Source organism: Micromonospora sp. NPDC047527, from assembly GCF_040643015.1.
GTDB lineage: Bacteria > Actinomycetota > Actinomycetes > Mycobacteriales > Micromonosporaceae > Micromonospora.
The window spans coordinates 472,862-490,206 of record NZ_JBEYTK010000006.1 but is presented as its reverse complement, the minus strand read 5'-3'; the positions used below and the strand labels follow the sequence as shown (position 1 = coordinate 490,206).

General features: G+C 66.5%; 15 protein-coding genes and 4 tRNA genes. 3 read left to right on the top strand and 16 right to left on the bottom strand.

What is annotated here, in order from left to right; translation table 11 throughout:
* Positions 1-121: 121 nt before the first annotated feature.
* The 11 genes from nusG to ABZ808_RS24440 all read right to left on the bottom strand — a co-directional run bounded on the left by nusG (position 122) and on the right by ABZ808_RS24440 (position 7,234).
* On the bottom strand, positions 122-844 hold the full coding sequence (gene nusG / locus ABZ808_RS24490; protein WP_354854322.1) for a transcription termination/antitermination protein NusG: 723 nt from the start codon (positions 842-844) through the stop codon (positions 122-124).
* A gap of 41 nt (positions 845-885) precedes the next feature.
* Entirely contained in the window at positions 886-1,281 is a 396-nt protein-coding gene (secE, locus tag ABZ808_RS24485) for a preprotein translocase subunit SecE (RefSeq protein WP_357010696.1), read from the bottom strand.
* Positions 1,282-1,494: 213 nt separating this feature from the next.
* A tRNA-Trp gene (locus tag ABZ808_RS24480) sits at positions 1,495-1,567 on the bottom strand.
* Positions 1,568-1,696: 129 nt separating this feature from the next.
* Positions 1,697-2,089 (bottom strand): MaoC family dehydratase, encoded by a 393-nt coding sequence (locus ABZ808_RS24475; RefSeq protein WP_357010694.1) that lies wholly within the window; start codon positions 2,087-2,089, stop codon positions 1,697-1,699.
* A gap of 1 nt (position 2,090) precedes the next feature.
* Complete coding sequence (locus ABZ808_RS24470) at positions 2,091-2,537, bottom strand: MaoC family dehydratase N-terminal domain-containing protein (protein ID WP_357010692.1); 447 nt, start codon at positions 2,535-2,537, stop codon at positions 2,091-2,093.
* Between the two features lie 126 nt (positions 2,538-2,663).
* On the bottom strand, positions 2,664-2,831 hold the full coding sequence (rpmG, locus tag ABZ808_RS24465; protein WP_007073056.1) for a 50S ribosomal protein L33: 168 nt from the start codon (positions 2,829-2,831) through the stop codon (positions 2,664-2,666).
* 132 nt (positions 2,832-2,963) lie between these two features.
* Positions 2,964-3,036 (bottom strand) — tRNA-Met (locus ABZ808_RS24460).
* A 24-nt stretch (positions 3,037-3,060) separates the two neighbouring features.
* A tRNA-Thr gene (locus tag ABZ808_RS24455) sits at positions 3,061-3,133 on the bottom strand.
* A gap of 93 nt (positions 3,134-3,226) precedes the next feature.
* On the bottom strand, positions 3,227-5,752 hold the full coding sequence (locus ABZ808_RS24450) for a bifunctional diguanylate cyclase/phosphodiesterase (RefSeq protein WP_357010690.1): 2,526 nt from the start codon (positions 5,750-5,752) through the stop codon (positions 3,227-3,229).
* A gap of 61 nt (positions 5,753-5,813) precedes the next feature.
* Positions 5,814-6,068, bottom strand: coding sequence for a hypothetical protein (locus ABZ808_RS24445; protein ID WP_357010688.1), 255 nt, complete (start codon positions 6,066-6,068; stop codon positions 5,814-5,816).
* A gap of 410 nt (positions 6,069-6,478) precedes the next feature.
* Positions 6,479-7,234, bottom strand: coding sequence for a DUF899 family protein (locus ABZ808_RS24440; protein WP_357010686.1), 756 nt, complete (start codon positions 7,232-7,234; stop codon positions 6,479-6,481).
* 78 nt (positions 7,235-7,312) lie between these two features.
* Between ABZ808_RS24440 and ABZ808_RS24435 the strand changes: the two genes are divergently transcribed.
* Complete coding sequence (locus ABZ808_RS24435; RefSeq protein ID WP_357010684.1) at positions 7,313-7,984, top strand: helix-turn-helix domain-containing protein; 672 nt, start codon at positions 7,313-7,315, stop codon at positions 7,982-7,984.
* Between the two features lie 374 nt (positions 7,985-8,358).
* Here ABZ808_RS24435 and ABZ808_RS24430 read toward each other — a convergent pair whose 3' ends face one another.
* The 3 genes from ABZ808_RS24430 to ABZ808_RS24420 form a co-directional block, all read right to left on the bottom strand.
* A complete protein-coding gene (locus tag ABZ808_RS24430; RefSeq protein WP_357010680.1) occupies positions 8,359-9,927 on the bottom strand; it encodes an RNA-directed DNA polymerase in 1,569 nt (522 codons plus the stop codon).
* 347 nt (positions 9,928-10,274) lie between these two features.
* Complete coding sequence (locus ABZ808_RS24425) at positions 10,275-12,551, bottom strand: restriction endonuclease (protein ID WP_357010677.1); 2,277 nt, start codon at positions 12,549-12,551, stop codon at positions 10,275-10,277.
* Positions 12,552-13,416: 865 nt separating this feature from the next.
* A tRNA-Tyr gene (locus tag ABZ808_RS24420) sits at positions 13,417-13,500 on the bottom strand.
* Positions 13,501-13,647: 147 nt separating this feature from the next.
* On the opposite strand from ABZ808_RS24420, the gene ABZ808_RS24415 reads away from it, so the two are divergent.
* On the top strand, positions 13,648-14,142 hold the full coding sequence (locus ABZ808_RS24415; RefSeq protein WP_357010674.1) for a YajQ family cyclic di-GMP-binding protein: 495 nt from the start codon (positions 13,648-13,650) through the stop codon (positions 14,140-14,142).
* Positions 14,143-14,309: 167 nt separating this feature from the next.
* Here the strand turns inward: ABZ808_RS24415 and ABZ808_RS24410 are convergent, their stop codons facing one another.
* Positions 14,310-14,840, bottom strand: coding sequence for a dihydrofolate reductase family protein (locus tag ABZ808_RS24410; protein ID WP_357010669.1), 531 nt, complete (start codon positions 14,838-14,840; stop codon positions 14,310-14,312).
* 140 nt (positions 14,841-14,980) lie between these two features.
* Here ABZ808_RS24410 and ABZ808_RS24405 point away from each other — a divergent pair, with 140 nt between their 5' ends.
* Positions 14,981-15,907, top strand: a complete 927-nt coding sequence (locus ABZ808_RS24405; protein ID WP_357010666.1) for a MerR family transcriptional regulator — start codon at positions 14,981-14,983, stop codon at positions 15,905-15,907.
* A gap of 84 nt (positions 15,908-15,991) precedes the next feature.
* Here ABZ808_RS24405 and ABZ808_RS24400 read toward each other — a convergent pair whose 3' ends face one another.
* A complete protein-coding gene (locus tag ABZ808_RS24400) occupies positions 15,992-17,251 on the bottom strand; it encodes an MFS transporter (protein ID WP_357010663.1) in 1,260 nt (419 codons plus the stop codon).
* Positions 17,252-17,345: the final 94 nt, after the last annotated feature.

Sequence of the window (17,345 nt, the reverse complement as noted above, 5' to 3'; positions counted from 1 at the left end):
GGGGGTGCGACTGGGGCTATTTACTAGTGGCGCCCGGCCCCCAGCACATTGGCCGGCGGTGGGGGGGGGGGTGGGGGTCCGGGGCGGGGGGCGGCGGGCCGGGCCCGCCGCCGACGACCAGTTAGATCTTGGCGACCTGGTTGAAGTTGAGCTCCACCGGGGTCTCGCGACCGAAGATCGACACCAGCACCTTGAGCTTCTGCTGGTCAGCGTTGATCTCGCTGATCGTGGCCGGCAGCGACGCGAACGCGCCGTCGGTGACGGTGACGGAGTCGCCGACCTCGAAGTCGAGGACCTTGATCTCCGGCTTCGCCTTCTTCTGCTCGGTCTCGACGGCCGGCGCCAGCCACTTCAGCACCTCGTCGAGGGAGAGCGGCGCGGGGCGGTCAGCCCGGTCGGTCGCTCCGACGAAACCGGTCACACCGGGGGTGTTACGGACACACGAGTACGACTCGGCGGTCAGCTCCATCCGGACCAGGATGTAGCCCGGGAAGACCTTGGCCTGGATCTGGGAACGCTTACCGTTCTTGACCTCGATCTCTTCCCGGGTCGGCACCTCGACCTGGTAGATGAAGTCCTCCATGTCGAGGCTCGTGATCCGGGTCTCGAGGTTGGTCTTCACCTTGTTCTCGTAGCCGGCGTACGAGTGCACCACGTACCAGTCACCCGGCGCGTAGCGCAGCTTCTGCCTCAGCTCGGCTACCGGGTCGTACTCCTCGTCCGGCGCAGGCTCGGTGGTGGGGAACTCCGGCTCGCTGGCGGCCTCAACCGACTCGTCACCAGCCGCCGTCGCGACGGTGGACTGCTCGTCCACCGGTCCGGCGGTCTCGTCGTACTCAGGCACGCTCGCTCACTTCCGTCACTATCGGCTCTGGAGGCAGCCGGTCAGTCCGAGTTGCCGAAGACAAACAGCACGACCTTGGCGAACCCGTAATCCAGCAGGGCAACGATCGTCAGCATTACCGCGACGAACGTCACCACGACCCCGGTGTAGGTCAGCAACTCCTTGCGCGTCGGCCAGATGACCTTACGCAGTTCGGCAACGACCTCGCGGAAAAACCGGGCGATGCGACCGAACACGCCCACCCGAGACGTTTCCGAGCGGGTGGTCGGCCGGCTGTCGGCCGACTCGGCCCGGGCGCGGGACCGCGTAGCGGTGCCCCCCCGGGAGACAGGCTCGTCCGCGCTGGAGTCGTCGTCGTCGTCGGCAACCTCGTCGACGATCTCGTCGTCCAGACGATCGTCGCCGTCGTCGTCGCCGCGCCGCTTGTTGTCGGCCACTTCGCCCTCCGTCGCGGAATCTCGGGTCGCACGCCGGGTGGCGTACGCGGCGCTGGTCACGCCGGCCGGGCCAAACCGTCCCGCGACGGGCCGCGGCCGGTGGATCAACCGGAGGGCCCGAATGCCTCGGAGCCACCCCGCCGATGCCACCACCACGGGCCGGACGCCGCCATCTCGGCGGCGCGACCCACGGGAACGGTCAGGCCTGAGGCGCAGGGGTGACAGGACTTGAACCTGCAGCCTGCGGTTTTGGAGACCGCTGCTCTGCCAATTGAGCTACACCCCTGTGCGGCAACACTCGCCCCACGCGGTCACAGACGACCGAGCAGGGGTCACTTGCCCCACGGCGGACCAGTGTACGGGTAGCCGCCCGACTTTCCCAACCGGTCTGCCCGCCACGCGTGGCGGACCAGATTCAGCGTGTCGTCCGGATGGTCGCCCGCGCCTGCGAGAGCACCTTCTCCCCCAGGCAGGTGGCCGTCACGTCGAGTCGGGTGAGGCCGTCCTCGGTCACCTCGCGGACCACCGCGGTCACCTCGATCTCGGTCCCCTCGTCGTCGTCGGGGACCACCACCGGCCGGGTGAACCGCACCCCGTACTCGACCACCGCGTCGGGCGCGCCGGCCCACTCGGCGACCGCCCGGCCGACCAGCGCCATCGTGAACATGCCGTGCGCGATCACCCCGGGCAGCCCCACCTTCGTGGCGACCCGGTCGCTCCAGTGGATCGGGTTGAAGTCACCCGAGGCGCCCGCATAGCGGACCAGGTCCGCGCGGGTCACCCGGAACGTCTTGGCTGGCAGCTCCATCTCAGCCCTCCCCGCGTACGACGATCTTGGACCAGACGGCGACCACCGGCTCGCCGGCGACGGTGCTCACGTCGGTGCGGGTGGTCAGGAAGCCGTGCCCGCCCCGGGTGGTGACGTCCTCGACGGTGCTGACGCAGACCAGCTCGTCGCCGGCGACGACCGGCCGGGTGTACGCGAAACGCTGGTCACCGTGCACCACGCGGCTGTAGTCGACGCCCAGCGCCGGGTCCTCGACGATCTGCTGGCTCGCCGCCATCGTGATGAGCACCGGGAAGGTCGGCGGGGCGACCACGTCCGGGTGGCCCAGCGCCTGGGCCGCCGCCGGGTCATGGTGAGCCGGGTCGGTCGCGCCGATGGCGGTGGCGAACTCGCGGATCTTTTCTCGGCCCACCTGATAGGGGGCCGTCGGCGGATACGTCCGGCCGACGAAGGAAGGGTCCAGAGACATGCCGCGAACCTACACGCACAACACGATCGCCGACCTGGTCGGTCGACGACGGCAGAGCCGCGTCGTACCGGTCAGATCGGCGATCGGAAGAGCTTCGACGGTGGCCGGCGCGGAGCCGGCCACGGGTCAGCGGGTCTCGCGGTGAACGGTGTGCCGACCGTCGCGCGGGCAGAACTTCTTCAGCTCGATGCGGTCGGGGTCGTTCCGGCGGTTCTTGCGCGTGATGTAGTTGCGCTCCTTGCACTCCACACACGCCAAAGTGATCTTCGGCCGGACATCGGTAGCCTTCGCCACGGCGGAGTGCCTTCCTCGCTAACGGAAACAACTACGACGCGTCAGCCTAGACGCTGACAGCGCGGACATGCAAAGTGGGCGCCAGTGGCGCCCATCCCCACGACCACCGGGAACGAGCCCGGAAGACGAGAGTAGCGGTGGCCGGACTTGAACCGGCGACACAGCGATTATGAGCCGCTTGCTCTGCCATCTGAGCTACACCGCCGCGGTGGGTCCAGCTGAACCCTCGAGCCCCCTTACGGAATCGAACCGTAGACCTTCTCCTTACCATGGAGACGCTCTGCCGACTGAGCTAAGGGGGCCTGCGCGATATCCCCGTGGGGCGCGCAGAAGTAAGAGTACACGGCACCCGCCGGCAGGTGAAATCGGATCCCCGGTGGTCCTCTACGCCCAGCTCAGGGCACGACACGAAGGCGCGGAAGCTCCGTGCCGGAGATCGTTTCCGGGTCGGCCTGGGCGCCGAACCAGGCCGCCAGCCGCTCGTACGGCAGCGGTCGGCTGAACAGGAAACCCTGACCGATCTCACAGCCGATGTCCTGCAGAAGCTCCAGGGTCAGCTCGCTCTCCACGCCCTCGGCGACCACGGCCAGACCGAACTGCTGGGAGAGCGTCACCACCGCGTTGACGATCGCCAGGTCCCCCGGGTCGGTCGCCATGCCCTGCACGAAGGAACGGTCGACCTTCACCTCGTGCACCGGCAGCCGGCGCAGGTGGGCGAGCGACGAGTCACCGGTGCCGAAGTCGTCCACCGACAGCCGGACACCGAGATCGCGCAGCCGGTGCAGGGTCGGAATGGGCCGGTCGGTGCCGTCCAGCACCCCCGCCTCGGTGATCTCCAGTGTGAGGCGTTGCGCCGGCACCCCGTACTCGGTCAACAGCTCCTGCACCCGGTCCGGGAAGTGCTGGTCGGTGAGCGTACGGGCGGCGAGGTTGACCGCGATGTGCAGCGTCTGGTCGGCCTGGGCCCAGTCCCGGCTCCGCCGCAGCCCCTCGCGGAGCACCACCTCGGTGAGTCGGCTCAACTGGCCGGTGTGCTCGGCCACCGCGACAAAGTCCTCCGGAGCGACCGTGCCGTGCGTTGGATGCTCCCACCGGGCCAGGCACTCCACACCGACCAGTCGCCGGTCCCGCAAGGTCACCTTGGGCTGGAAGTAGACCTCCAGCTCGTCCTGGTCCAGTGCCCGGCGTAGGTCGCCGGCGAGGCCCAGCCGGCGCAACGACCGCGACTCCAGGGCAGGGTTGAACAGCTGCACGCTGCCCGGCACCGACTTGGCGGCGGTCGCCGCCAAATCGACCCGCAGCAACAGGGTCGCGGCATCGCTGCCATGATCCGGGTGTACGGCCACCCCGACGGCGGTGTTCACGTCGAGGGTGAGCGCGTCGAAGACCATTTCGTCGCGGATCTGGTCGCGCAGCTGGCCGGCCAGCTCCAACGCCGCCTCGGCGCTCTCCAGCCGCAGCGTCACCAGGAACTCGTCGCCGCCCACCCGACCGACCAGAGCCGACGACGGCGCGCTGGCCCGCAACCGGTTGGCGACCTCGACGAGGACCTTGTCACCGGCCGCGTGGCCGAGGGACTCGTTGACCTGGCGCAGCCCGTCGACGTCGAACAGTAGAAGCGCCACCACCTCGTCGGGCGCTCCGATCTTGACCGACTCGTCCAGCGCCCCGATGATCCGGCGCCGGTTGGGCAGCCGCGTCAGAGTGTCGTGGTACGCGTCGTGCCGCAGCCGGTCGACCAGCCGGGAATTCTCCAGCGCGACCGCCGCGTGCGCCGCCACCGTCTCGAAGATGGGGATGTCGCCGGGGGCGAAGTGCCCGATGTCGCTGAGCCGGTTCGCCACCTCCAGGGTGCCGATCACGGCCTGCCCGGAGCGCAGCGGCACCACGATCACGTCTTTGATCTCGCGGGCGCTGATCTCACGGCGTAGCGCGCTCTCGTCACCGAGCAGACGCCCCATCGACAACGTCTTCGCCAACTGCCGCGTCCGCTCCCGAAGGATCGCCGGGGTCGGAGCGACGTCCAGCAGCCCCGGCGTGTCGACCCGGGCCGTCAACAGCACCTCCGGATGCCGGCCCTGGGCGGGCAGCCAGAGGGTGGCCGACTCCGCCTGCATGAGGGCGCGTACCCGGTCGAGCAGAACGTCGGCCAGCGCCGCGTCGGCACCGCTGGTAGTGATCACTCGGGCCAGGTCGTACATCCCGGTCAGGGTGCGGTGCTGCCGGAAGAACTGGGCATAGGACCGGTAGACCAGGGCGAGGGCGGCGAACAGCGCCCCCAGCAGCAACACCGACCACCAGGTGTTATGCAGTGCGATCAGCACGAGGAGACCAACGGACGCGTTGATCGAGGTGGTGAGGAACACCGACGGCGTGGTCCGCAGGGCCTCCCGGCCGGCCTGCCAGCCCTGCAGCAGGACATGGACGCCGACGACCGAGATGAGGCTGACCAGGGTGATGGTGTTGACCGCGAGGAAGAGGCTGCCCCACGTGCCGGGGCCGACGTCCTGCAGCGGCGGCAGCCGCAGGAGCAGCAGGCTCGCCAGCGACGTGGCGGCGGCGGCCTTGGCGACGTTGAACCAGAACTTCGCCGGTGGGAAGCGCTGCGAGGCGCTCCAGATCAACGAGGCGAGCGTGTAGATCAGGACCACGGTCAGCGGCGGCAGGAAGAACAACCCCACCACCAGTGGGATCTCGGTGAGCGTCACGCCCACCGACTGCCGGCGGACCACGAAGTTCAGCACCGGAATGCTGATGCCCGCCATCGCCAGGAATATCAGGAACGCCAGACCCCAGTCACCGAACGGGTGGTCGGCGATGACGCTGATGGCGGTGCAGCAGAGGACGGCGATCAGAGCCAGCGGGCCAGTGATGAACCAAGCGTGGTCCGTGGACTTACGTCGTTGGTCACGCCTGGCCATACCGCTCCCTCGAAGAGACGCCGCCCGCTGGTGCTGCCCTCACGGGCGACGACCTCGCGAGTTACCGGGAAGCGTCGACGCCCCAGACGACGTCACCCTGGCTCGCGCCCCAGACGACGTCACCCTGGCTCGCGCCCCAGACGACGTCACCGTCCTGGCCCACGCCCCAGACGACGTCACCGTCCTGGCCCGCGCCCCAGACGACGTCAGCCAACTGAGCCTTACCGCCGGACAACGAACCGGCGCCGAGTCCACCGAGGACGGCGGCGAGCAAGAGGAGCGAGCCGAGCAGCCGGCCCAGCCTTCGACCAGACATGTTTGCTCCTGTCGGGGAAGTGTCACAGGGATGGTGGAGATTCCACGATCGTGCCACACCGTCGGTACACAGAAAAGCGGTGAGGGCTGGACCGGTCCGAGCGTTTGCGAGGTTGCGACCTTCGGCCCACTCCACCTCGACAAGCTGGGCCAGATCAGGGCCCCTTCCTGCGACATCAGGGCTTCGCAGAGCGCTTGATGCGACCTTCGGCACAATTCGCCCGCACCACTGAGACACCCGCCAGCCTGATCGGACCGGGTTACTCTCCGTAGCTGTCGTGGCGGACTGGAAGCGCCCCGACGCGAACCCAGACATCGACCACCATACCTTCTATCCGGCTCGGCACAAGAAGACGAGAGTCCCCGGTTCAACCAGGGACGTGGATCTTGACAGCGACAGTCGCGGTGGCCTCAGTGGCAGTGGTGCTCGCCGCTGGCGGGCCCCGTGACACCCAGGTCGTCATCACGACCGGCCGCGAGGCGCGACCACTGCGACGTGGGCCGGCCGTCGAGCCGGAACTGGTCGCCGTCGGTCCGGAAGGGCTGCGGCCAGCCCTCCGGCGAGTCTTCCCAGACCTCCTGGCGACCGTAGACGGTCATATCGAGCAGGCCGTACGACGGCGCCATCGCCTCGACGCCCCGCCCGGTCGTCCAGTAGGTCTCGAACACCCGGTCGCCCTGGCGCAGGTAGCACACGTTCATACCGAAGCCACGCCCGGCGACGAGGGAGTCGAGCGACGCCTCGGGCACCGAATACCACGGCGCCTGCCAGCCCATGAAGTCCCGGTAGCGCAACGTCTCGTCGAACGGCCCCTGGCAGAAGACCGCGAACGTGACGTCGCGCGAGTGCAGGTAGGACAGTTCGTGCACGTGACCGGTGAAGAACGTGCAGCCCTCGCACTGGTCGGCGGCCGACCTGCCCGCGTGCCACATGTGGTACGTCGCGAGCAGTTGGGTCCTCCCCTCGAAGACGTCGAGCAGGGGCACCGGACCGTCGGCACCGGTCAGAAGGGCGGTCGGATCGACCTCGACCATCGGCAGCCGTCGGCGGGCCGCGGCGATGGCATCGCCCTCGCGCGTGTGCGCCCTCTCGCGGAGCCCGAGCTCGTCGAGCTGCTTCTGCCAGGTTTCGCGGTCGGTGAGCGGGGGTGTCGCAGGCTCGGTCATAGGGCCCCTCCTCGCATTTAAGGCTATGAGCCTAATAGCGACTGCTAGCATCGAGCAAGCAGGAAAGGGAGATGTCCCATGCCAATCCAGCGGGGCTATCGGCAGGCCTGCGGCGTCGCGCGCGGCCTCGACATCGTGGGCGAACGGTGGTCGCTGCTCGTGGTGCGCGAGCTGCTGCTCGGGCCGAAACGGTTCACCGACCTCCAGCAGGCGCTACCGCACGCCAGCCCGAACGCACTGTCCGACCGGCTGCGCGAGTTGGCCGACGCGGGCGTCCTACGCCGCCGGCAGCTACCTCCGCCCGGCAACGCACGGGTCTACGAGCTGACCACCTGGGGTCGCGGTCTCGAGCCGATCGTGGTCGCGCTCGGCACCTGGGCACTGGCCGCTCCGCCCACCGCGGAACAGCTCTTCGTGAGCGCGGACAGCGCCATGCTGAGCATCCGCAGCTTTTATGTGCCAACGCCGGAGCAACCCGAGGTGACGCTCCGGATCGAACTTCGCGACCACGGTCCCGCCGGGGTGTTCGGCGTCCACCTCACATCGGCCGGCGCGGACATCACCGACGAGCCGCCCGACCAGCCGGGCGCCGCCCTGGCCACCACGACCGACGCACTCCTCGCCGCCTTCGGCAGCGACGACCTGGCCGGACTCGCCGCGGCCGGGGCCGTCATCAGCGGCGATCCCGAGGTCGTCCGCCGTCTCGTCGCGGGCATGCGTGTCCCGGCCCCGCAGAGACCGGCCGCCTGAGCGACTCCGCACAACTTGCCCCCTCGCCGAGGGAATGAGCTGTCCATCGTCGCCGTGATCCTGGGATGGCTCGTCCTCCGCGAAGCCCGCGCACCCGCGATCCTGGCCGGCGTCGTGCTGGTCCCGATCGGCGTCACACTCAGCCGAAGGAGACCGGTCTGGGCGGCCCGTGCACACGCGGGCCGGCCAGGCCGATTCCCTCCACCTGGTTGCCCCTCCTCCTACCAGGGGAGGTGACCCTCGGCGTCGAAGTAGCCACCGGTGGGGCCGTCGGGGCCCACCTGCGCGCGTGGGCGTCAAAGTCTGCTTGAGGTGGGCGACGGTCCCACTTCGCGGTGGGCGGGTAGATGGCGGACGGCATCTCTGCGAGCCGCTCAGTCCGAGCTTTCAAGATCGAAGTCCTTGGCTACATCCGGCGCCTTCCAATTCGTGTCATCGAGCATCGACAAGACGAGCGAGTTTCTCACGTCTCGCTCAAGGACTGACCGAATGAGCCGGCGCTCATCTTTGGCCGCTACCAAACCTAAGGCCAAAATCCGGAGTAAGACTGGGTCCGAAGTCCGATCGATTTTGTTGCGAATAATGTCTCGGCAGTCCACCGGCCGCTCTGCGGCTAGACGCTGGGCCGAGATTGCCACCTTTTGCACGTCGTCACTCTCTGCGAGCCAGTCCCTCATCATGTCAGTCATACGAGGACCCATCTTTCCGGCCGGCACTGAGAGAGCAAGTTGTGCGATAACCCAGTTGACCTTACCGAACTCCCGGTGAGCGAAGTCTACGACGAATTCTTGCAGAGGTTCCCATCGGGGAGATTCGACCAGGCCGGGCAACGCAAGGTGCTCAGAGCCCTTTTCCAGGTACCGACCCAGCGCGTCTGCGGCATGAGGGATCCGGTGTGCCACATTCATCCAGTCTTCCCAGCGTTCAAACTTGTGGCAGCGCACAAGAGAAGTCAGCAAAGCCCTCAATTTCGTACGCGGAACTACGCCAGGATCTTCGAGGCATTCGTCTTGCAGTTCAAGCAGATGCGTGGAGTCGCTAACGACCGCAAGGCCATCGTAACCACCCTCCACCACCTTGTCTGTCTGAATCTCCTTGAGGTCCTCATCCCGCACGAACCCAACCACGTGGTCTGCGTCCACGAGGCGACTCTTCGCGGCATTTAGAGTTAGGCCCAACTGTGCCGCCTTGTCCTGAAGATTCAGGTAGAGCCCGTAGAGAGCCTCTTCCGAGCCGATCGCTGTGATGTCATCCATCCACCGAACCACATGCAAGCCAGTTTGACTCGCAAGACGGAGCGCATCGTCTATCGGCTGAAAATATAAATGAGCAAGTGCCGCGGAAGAAAAGCTCCGCTGAGGTATCCCACTACGAGTTATCAGGGAGTCGTGTCGCCGAATAATGTCGGAAATAAGGCCAGCGGCAGCGGTCTTGCCAAGTTTGCCGTACACAATTTCGCTTAGTCGATCGACGTTGACAGAGGCAAAGCAGGATGCAATGTCGACGTGGAGGCCAGCAAGGCCGCGCACTTCTTTGTCGGCGAAGCTGTCGATGTAATTGCGCCATTCATCACGATTCTTGACGAAGGAATCGCCACCTCTTGTTCGCCAGCCAAAGGCCCAATCAGCTAGATCGCCGTGGAGTCGCTGGCCGTTGGACGCAACCGCCGTTGCATAGAGTAGGCGCGAAATGGAGTCCTGGACGACGGCCGGCCTGACCGCCAGGCGGTTTTTTGGAACCTCCATCAAGTGAAAGGCTGCTGGATTGGACAGAACGTAGCCCTCCCCCTTGTCCTTTCGAATGAACGGACTGATGTCCACCTTAGCCAGGTTCTTCCCGAACCACTGGAACTCAGGCCAGCCCCAGGGGTCGCGATACCAGTCTCCGTACATCTCATCAATGGCTACCTTGCAGCCGGCGGCCAGGTTGAGGCCTAGGTGCATGCGCCCTCCCTTAGTCTCGGTCCAGGTTAGGGTGTCGATGATAAGTTACGTCTGCCGACATTTCATCGCCCAGTCTGCTCGGCAGCACGCCGGCCCGCTGGGGCCGTCAAACGTCAATCAAAGAGACCAATAGGAACGGCCAGAGTAGCCCAAAGAGCATGTGGACCATCATCTGACCGTGGCTGAGCTGGAGGGGTGACGGATGAGTCGACCTGCAACATCCATGCCAACACCTGTCACGGCAACCGCCACGCCGAGGATGTCCGCAGCCGGCGGTCCTACTGGACGCGCGTCGGGTGGGGCATGCCTCCTTCGCTAAATGCGCACGGCTGAGGCAAAGCCCGAGGCTATGAGAGTTCGCGGAACATTCCCTCAATCTCCACGCGCTCGGCTGCCGAGACGAACGGTCGCGGGAAGCCATAGCCGCCACCAGAGGTTGGCCTGCTGTGGGGATATTCGTCCCCTGCGTAGCGGTGTTCTATTGATTCTCGGACGGATTCGATGTCCTTTCTAAGATCATCGTAGACTCCGGTCCTCGTCGCTGCCGTTTCGACCTCGTCGACCCATTGATGGTCGGAGTCCCGATCCTGCTCGTTGCCGGACAGATTTTCAAGCTCCTGTCGTAGCCCCGACTCGACGCTCTCGTAGAATTTGATGCTGGCGTCAAACAGCCGTTGAAGAAGTGGCCCATGTGTTCCATAGAATTCTTCGAACGCAGCTACGTCATCAATGGTATATAGGAGCTCGCCCCAGCTGTCGAAAGCCCACTTCAGCTCATCTCGAACCTGATCTGGATCTTCGACGTGCCGCGTCATCAACGCAAGGTTGAAAGCCCTCCAGTCGTCAGGATCCAGATAGCCGGAGGCCGGCCCCTTGAGGAGGGCGGTTATCACCGCGAATATCTCGTCGAACGAGTTCCTCATTAGGAGAAGCGCCGGATGCAGCAAGTCGAGGAGGGGCCTGACAGTACGTTGGTAGATCCTCGACGGTTTGCCCGAATCGGACGCGTAAGCCTCGTCCTCTGCGTTGACCAGCTGCATAATTTTTCGGACAATGACGGCTTCCTGGCTGGTCACAATGTCGGCACAGTTAGGGAACCGGAGCTTCTCGTCGACCTCGGACACCGCATATCCTAGGAGCATGCTCACCTGGGCAAGGTGCGTCGCGTCTCTAATAATCCCCAACAGGTAGTCCGGCTCCTCGTCGAGAAAGGCCAGAGTGAAATCTCGTACGCTTGGATTGGCGTACGAGACCATTGTGATCCCGGCATCCATTTTTTCCACGCGAATAAAGGTGCCCTCTAAGACGCGGAGTGCGCTCGTAAATTCTGTCGGCTTGGCCTCTTTTTGCACCAATGTCTTTAGGTCGTCAGAGCTAGCGCCGTTCAAAGAGAATGAAGCGAGCGTGAGCGTTATTCGTTGACCAAGATCAGACAGTCCATTATTGAAGATGATTCCCCAGAGATCCAACGGGCGATCAAGCGTGTGGTTCAGTGCGCGCGCGAGGCCATCCGCTGACGAGTGGTGGCGCTTTAAGACCAATTCAATGATCCGTGGAGAGAAGTTTTTGTGATTAACTACCTGCCAATAAGAGGAGCCCATGGCGTACTCTCGGACGACCTCGCGTGAAAGCGCGGAGAAGTAGAGGTGGTTATATAGCATTCGTGCGCGCTGAATTGACCCGTATTCTGCAATTTTGACAACGCATTCGACAACTCGAAAGTCGGCATGGGCGATCGGCTCACTGACCAGCCGGGTCTGTTGAAGAATTTGCGACCTCGTTGTCATTACGAGTCGCTTATCCGGATTGCGCGCGACACGATCCATGAAACGAACCACCCAGCTGTCCTTTGCCCGCCGTTCGCTGAGGTCCGTTTGTCCCAGGAAATCGTCGTACAGGAACACTTGCTTACGCTCCGACCTGTACGCGCCCCACGCATCATCGACGTCAGTCCCTACCGAGACGATCTGCCAACCTTCGTGCCAGTAACCTAGAGCGAGCATCTCGGCAAGCATACTCTTGCCCACTCCGGGCGAGCCCGTTAAAACCGCTATGTGCTTCTCGTCAAGTAGTTTGCGGGCCGTCTTAAAACTGCTGGTTGGGACATACAGTTTGACCCGGTCCCTAATATCTTCAAGCAGTGCCTCACTGCGCCCCCAAATACCGCTCTGGACAATTCGCTCCAAAATCGTTGTCGAGGCGAGCCACAGCTTGAAATGCTGCTGCTCTACCATCGGGTGGCGCGTGATTAGAGCATTGACGTCGAGCTGGGTCAATAGATCGGCGGTGTCGGAAAGCCACGGCTGGAGGTCGCCTGCAAGCGTGTCCTTCTGGGTCCGGTTGAGATCCTGGGACGTGACGAAGAGATAGCGATCAGGCTGCTCTTTGTCCATCTTCGGAACTTCCCGGCGGGCTGACGATCGGAGGTCCGAGAACGTCGATCCCAGGTAGTGTTTGCACTGGACGACCACCTTCCCCCCCGCTGTGACCGCCCGTAAGTCGATGCCTCCGTCGCGGCCGCGCCCGAACGCTTCCAACCGCCACCGATGCTCGGCTTCGAGAAGATCGCGGATCAGTATCTCGAAGTCGCTGGGTGAGAGAGTGCGGAAGTCGTAGTCGGCCAAGGTCCTTTAGCTCCAACAGAGTTAGTCAGCCGTCAGCTTGCCTCGTCGAGGTGGAAGCATCAACCGTACTGGCTTCCAGCCGGCGATCGCGCCAGCTGGTTGGTGCAGCTCGGTGAACTTCTCGGCCCTCAAAGCCTCTGCTAGGGCGACAGCGTGCTGGCTGGATAGCTGTCGACAGCAACGGTGTCAGCAACCGACCGGGCCAAGGACAGCCGTCAGCCGACGGAAATGAACAGCCGCCCGAGGTCGGCCGAGACGGGCGGACGCAGTCGGCCGACGCGCCTAGGCTCTGAAAACGAGAATTCTTCGTTCATTTTTGTCCAGATATCTCGTTGCACATGCCTCACGGTGCTGCCGATTTCCTCTGTTCTGGATCAAGACGCCGCGCTCCGCGCGGCGCAGGCGGTGAACCGGCCGGCGGCAAGCCGCCCCGGTCGCCTCCGGCACCGGGGCGGAGAGCCACCGACTACCGCCGGACCGCCGCCCCGAACTTCGATGATCTACGCCCAGTGCGAACACGGCGAGGCGGCACGGAAGCCGACAGGTCGATCTGATCGAGGGTCAGGGCTTCCGACTGCCGCGCCAGTCCAACCCCGGGACTGGCTTGCCCCCGGTCCTCTCCCGCAGCCGGCGACGCCTCACCGCGGCTCCCTCAGCCTCGCCACACGAACGGACTCCGCCAGGCGAAGACCCAGACACCAACCCCAGCGTTCGCAGCCTCAGAAGAGCCCTCAGCGGGCAAGATCGACCTGCCCACCATCTGCCCACAACCAGTCGTCACCGGCTGGACTGAGCCGGACTCGGTCAGACAAACGACGACGGCCCCTGATCAGCATCTCTGCTGGTCAGGGGCCGTGTCTGCACCTGGTGGCGGGTAGAGGATTCGAACCTCTGAAGCTTTCGCGACGGATTTACAGTCCGCTCCCATTGGCCGCTCGGGCAACCCGCCAGGGCACCCCACCGCGTCGCAACGCGGCGGCGGAAGCAAGGATAGCGGCTCACCCCGGCACCGGTGCAACCGGGTACGGTCAGAGGGTCGTGCCGCTGGTCGGTGGCCGACGGCAGGCCCAGACCGCCGGACAGCAGGAGCAGACGAATGGCAGCGAACCCGTCTTTCGACATCGTGAGCAAGGTTGACCGCCAGGAGGTCGACAACGCCCTCCGTCAGGCGGAGAAGGAGCTCGCGACGCGGTTCGACTTCCGCGGCACGGGCGCGGAGATCTCCTGGTCGGGTGAGGAGGCGATCGGCCTTCAGGCGGAGACTGAGGAGCGGGTCCTCGCAGCCTTGGACGTGTTCAAGGAGAAGCTGGTCAAGCGGAACATCTCGTTGAAGTCGCTGGACGCTGGCGAGGCTCGCCCTTCCGGCAAGGTTTTCAAGATCGACTGCAAGGTGATCCAGGGCATCGAGACGGACAAGGCCAAAGCGATCGGCAAGAAGATCCGCGACGAGGGCCCGAAGGGCGTCCAGGCCCAGATCCAGGGCGACCAACTGCGGGTCACCGGCAAGAAGCGGGACGATCTCCAGGCGGTCATCTCGCTGCTCAAGGGCGAGGACTTCGGCGTCGCCCTCCAGTTCACCAACTACCGCTAGGCAGGTCGGCCGCCGTTTGCGGGCGGCCGACCCCCACGGTTCGATTCCCGACCGGGGCGGACTACAGCATGGTTGGAGCGGCGAGAGCGTCGCCGCACGGGCGAGACCGCACGGCACGCCGGCTCAACAATCCAGCGCCAGCATGATCGACAGTCGGCCAGGCTCGCTCAGTGGACGACCCGGTACCAGTGGGCGGTCTCGCCCGGGATCGGCACCAGTCGCACCTGGCCGCCGTCACCCGGATTGTCGAACATGTGCACTCCACCCCCGAGCAGCACTGGAGCGAAGAACACCAGGATCTCGTCGAGCAGCCCGGCCCGAAGGCACTGCATGCCGATGTCCGCGCCGAGGACGTTCACGTACCTGTCGCCGGCGGCCTCCTTGGCCTGTGCGACGGCGCTGTGCAGGTCGCCGACGAACGTGACGCCTGCGGGCGGCTCGACTGGCGGCCGGTGGGTGAGCACGAACACCGGCCCGTGGTACTGGCCGCCGAACGCGCCCTCACTGTCGGTGCCACGGTTCGGGTCGTCGCCGCCGAAGGTGCGGTTGCCGGCGAGGATCGCGCCGACGTTCGCCAGCAGTCGCTCCGCGGTCGGGTTCTCGCCCGCGAGGTGTTCGGTCAGCCACGACATGTCTCCGCCGGGACCGGCAATGTAGCCGTCGAGCGACGCCGTCGCCGAGTACAGCAGCTTGGCCATGGTTCCCCCTTCGTCGGTGGCCAGTCTGGCGGACCGTCGACGGCCGGAGAAGTCAGAACAGGGGCGTCGGGCCCACCGGACACAGCGGCACCGGTACGAGGCTTGCATCCGGTACCCGGGTACGGGCTTACCGTCGGATGGTGACCGACGAACACCCAGCGGCTAACGACTCGTGGGTTCCCGAGTCCTGCCGCCTACCCACCGCTGAGCGGCCCGTTCGCGTCGCCGAGTTCGATCGGTTCTTCGCCACGGCCGTCCGGCGCGTCGACCGGCCGTCCGCACGGTGCCTGCGGCTATACCTGACCGGCACACCGGAGGTGGAACGCGTGGCGCGGGACCTGAGCGCCCGGGAGTCGGCGTGCTGCTCGTTCTTCACCTTCGAGATCACCCGGACCGCCCCGGACGCGGTGACCCTGGACGTACGGGTGCCGGCGTCGCACGCGAGCATCCTCGACGCCCTCGCCAAACGCGTGCGACCCAACCGCACGGTCGACCCCAACGGCACGGTCGCCCCCAACGGCACGGTCGCGGAAAACGGCACGGTCGCGGAAAACGGCAACATCGCGGAGAACGGCACGGTCGCGCCCAACAGCACGCGCCCGCCCGACAGCACAGACGCAGCGGACCGGTCCTGGTTGCGGAGCGGCCAACTGGCCGACGCCGCGGGGGTCAACCCACAGACGCTGCGCTACTACGAGCGCCGTGGCCTGCTCCGAGCGCCACGGCGGTCGCCGGGCGGGCACCGGCTGTACCCGTCGGAGTCGGTCACCCGGCTGCGGGTCATCAAGACGGCACAACGGCTCGGCTTCACCCTCGACGAGGTGACCGACCTGCTCGACGCGGGCCGGCGTCGCCGTTCGGGTGCCGGCCTGTCGGCCCGTGTCACGGCGAAACTGGCCGAGGTGGAGGGCAGGTTGGCCGATCTCACGGCCGTCCGGGACACGCTGCGGGAGGCCATCTCGGCCGGCTGCGACGACCTGGTCGCCTGCGCCGGCAGCCCCTGCTGTCCGCTGCCCTTCGCAGAGGCCCTGCCAGCGGCCCTCGGGGGCGAGCCCAGGCGCGGCTGAGGTCGACTCGGGTTCCTGGATGTCGGGGCATCCCCGCGACGGGGACACCCCGACATCACGGACGTCGAGTCGATCAAGAGGCGGTCAGACCGTGACCGGCTCCTCGGCGCGTACCGTCGAGGTTTCCGCGCGGGCGATCGGCCCGGCGGGCAGCGCGGCGACCGCGGCCGCGACGGCGACCGCCGCCCCGGCGAACACGAAGGCCCACGGCACGCCGCCGGCACCATCCACGATCAGGCCGGCCACCGCGCCGCCGGCGGCGCTCGCCGCCACGGCCACGGTGACCACCCAGGTGTACGCCTCGTTCAGCATGCCTGTCGGGGCGATCCGGCCGACCAGGGTGTTCTCCAGGGTCAGCGCGGGCGCGATGGTGGCCCCACCAACGACCAGCGCGACGCCCAGGGCCAGCGGCGTGGGCATCAGCGCGAACACCACGAACGAGCCAGCCACCGCGGCGAGCAGCAGCGCGAACTGTCGGGTCATGTTCGCCGCCGGCCGCCGGACGCCGAACCAGAACCCACCGACCGCGCTGCCGACCCCCCAGACCGCCAGCAGGATCCCGGCGAGGCTCTCCGGGTCGTCGGCGGTGGAGTTGCCGGCGTACGCCGGGACGGTCACCCCGGCGGCGCCGAACGCGATGCCGAGGCCTGCCACGCAGAACAGCAGGGCCGGGAATCCGGCGACCCGCAGCGGGCCGAGCCCTCGGGCGTGGTGCTCGCGCGGGTGCGGGCGCCAGCCGCGCATGACCCGGCCCAGGGCCACGGCGGTGGTGCCCACCAGGGTGACCACTGCTGCCCCGATCAGCGCGGCGGCGGCGTCGGCGAAGATGACAAAACCGGCCACGAGCAGCGGGCCGAGCACGAAGACGATCTCGAACAGCGAGGTCTCGGCGGCCAGTGCGGTGTTGCGCAGGGCGTACCGGCCGGAGTTGACGCTGGTCAGCTCGTTCCAGGCGCCGCGGATGGCGGCGCTGAGCGGCGGGTACGTCGCACCGGCGATGCCAGCCGCCAGGTAGATGGCCGGTAGGGCGTCCTCGCCCGACCGGCTGGCCAGCAGCAGCCCGGTGAGCGCCAGCGGGTGGGCGACGGCGGTGACCAGCAGGACGGGGGTCGGGCCGACCCGGTCGGCGACCCGCCCGGCCACCGGGCTGAGCACGGCGCCGGCAATGGCGTAGGTCCCGCCCGCCACGGCGGCGAGGGCGTACCGCCCGGTCACCTGCTCGACCACCAGCAGCAGCGCCAGCGGCGTCATGCCGATCCCGAGCCGCCCGATGATGCCGGCGAGCAGCAGCATCGGCGCTCCGGGGATCCGCCAGACACCCAGGTACTGACGCAGCGCGGCCACCATGAACCTCCGAGGATGTAATGAGCGTAAGCCGTCATGACCCTAACGCCGCCGGTCGGCGGGCAGGAACCGGATATCGCCCGGGACACAGCAC

Coding starts and splice junctions, on each gene's coding strand:
- ABZ808_RS24475 (WP_357010694.1), bottom strand. CDS start 2,089: ATGGAGCTGCCAGCCAAGACGTTCCGGGTGACCCGCGCGGACCTGGTC.
- ABZ808_RS24470 (WP_357010692.1), bottom strand. CDS start 2,537: ATGTCTCTGGACCCTTCCTTCGTCGGCCGGACGTATCCGCCGACGGCC.
- ABZ808_RS24450 (WP_357010690.1), bottom strand. CDS start 5,752: ATGGCCAGGCGTGACCAACGACGTAAGTCCACGGACCACGCTTGGTTC.
- ABZ808_RS24445 (WP_357010688.1), bottom strand. CDS start 6,068: ATGTCTGGTCGAAGGCTGGGCCGGCTGCTCGGCTCGCTCCTCTTGCTC.
- ABZ808_RS24440 (WP_357010686.1), bottom strand. CDS start 7,234: ATGACCGAGCCTGCGACACCCCCGCTCACCGACCGCGAAACCTGGCAG.
- ABZ808_RS24435 (WP_357010684.1), top strand. CDS start 7,313: ATGCCAATCCAGCGGGGCTATCGGCAGGCCTGCGGCGTCGCGCGCGGC.
- ABZ808_RS24430 (WP_357010680.1), bottom strand. CDS start 9,927: ATGCACCTAGGCCTCAACCTGGCCGCCGGCTGCAAGGTAGCCATTGAT.
- ABZ808_RS24415 (WP_357010674.1), top strand. CDS start 13,648: ATGGCAGCGAACCCGTCTTTCGACATCGTGAGCAAGGTTGACCGCCAG.
- ABZ808_RS24410 (WP_357010669.1), bottom strand. CDS start 14,840: ATGGCCAAGCTGCTGTACTCGGCGACGGCGTCGCTCGACGGCTACATT.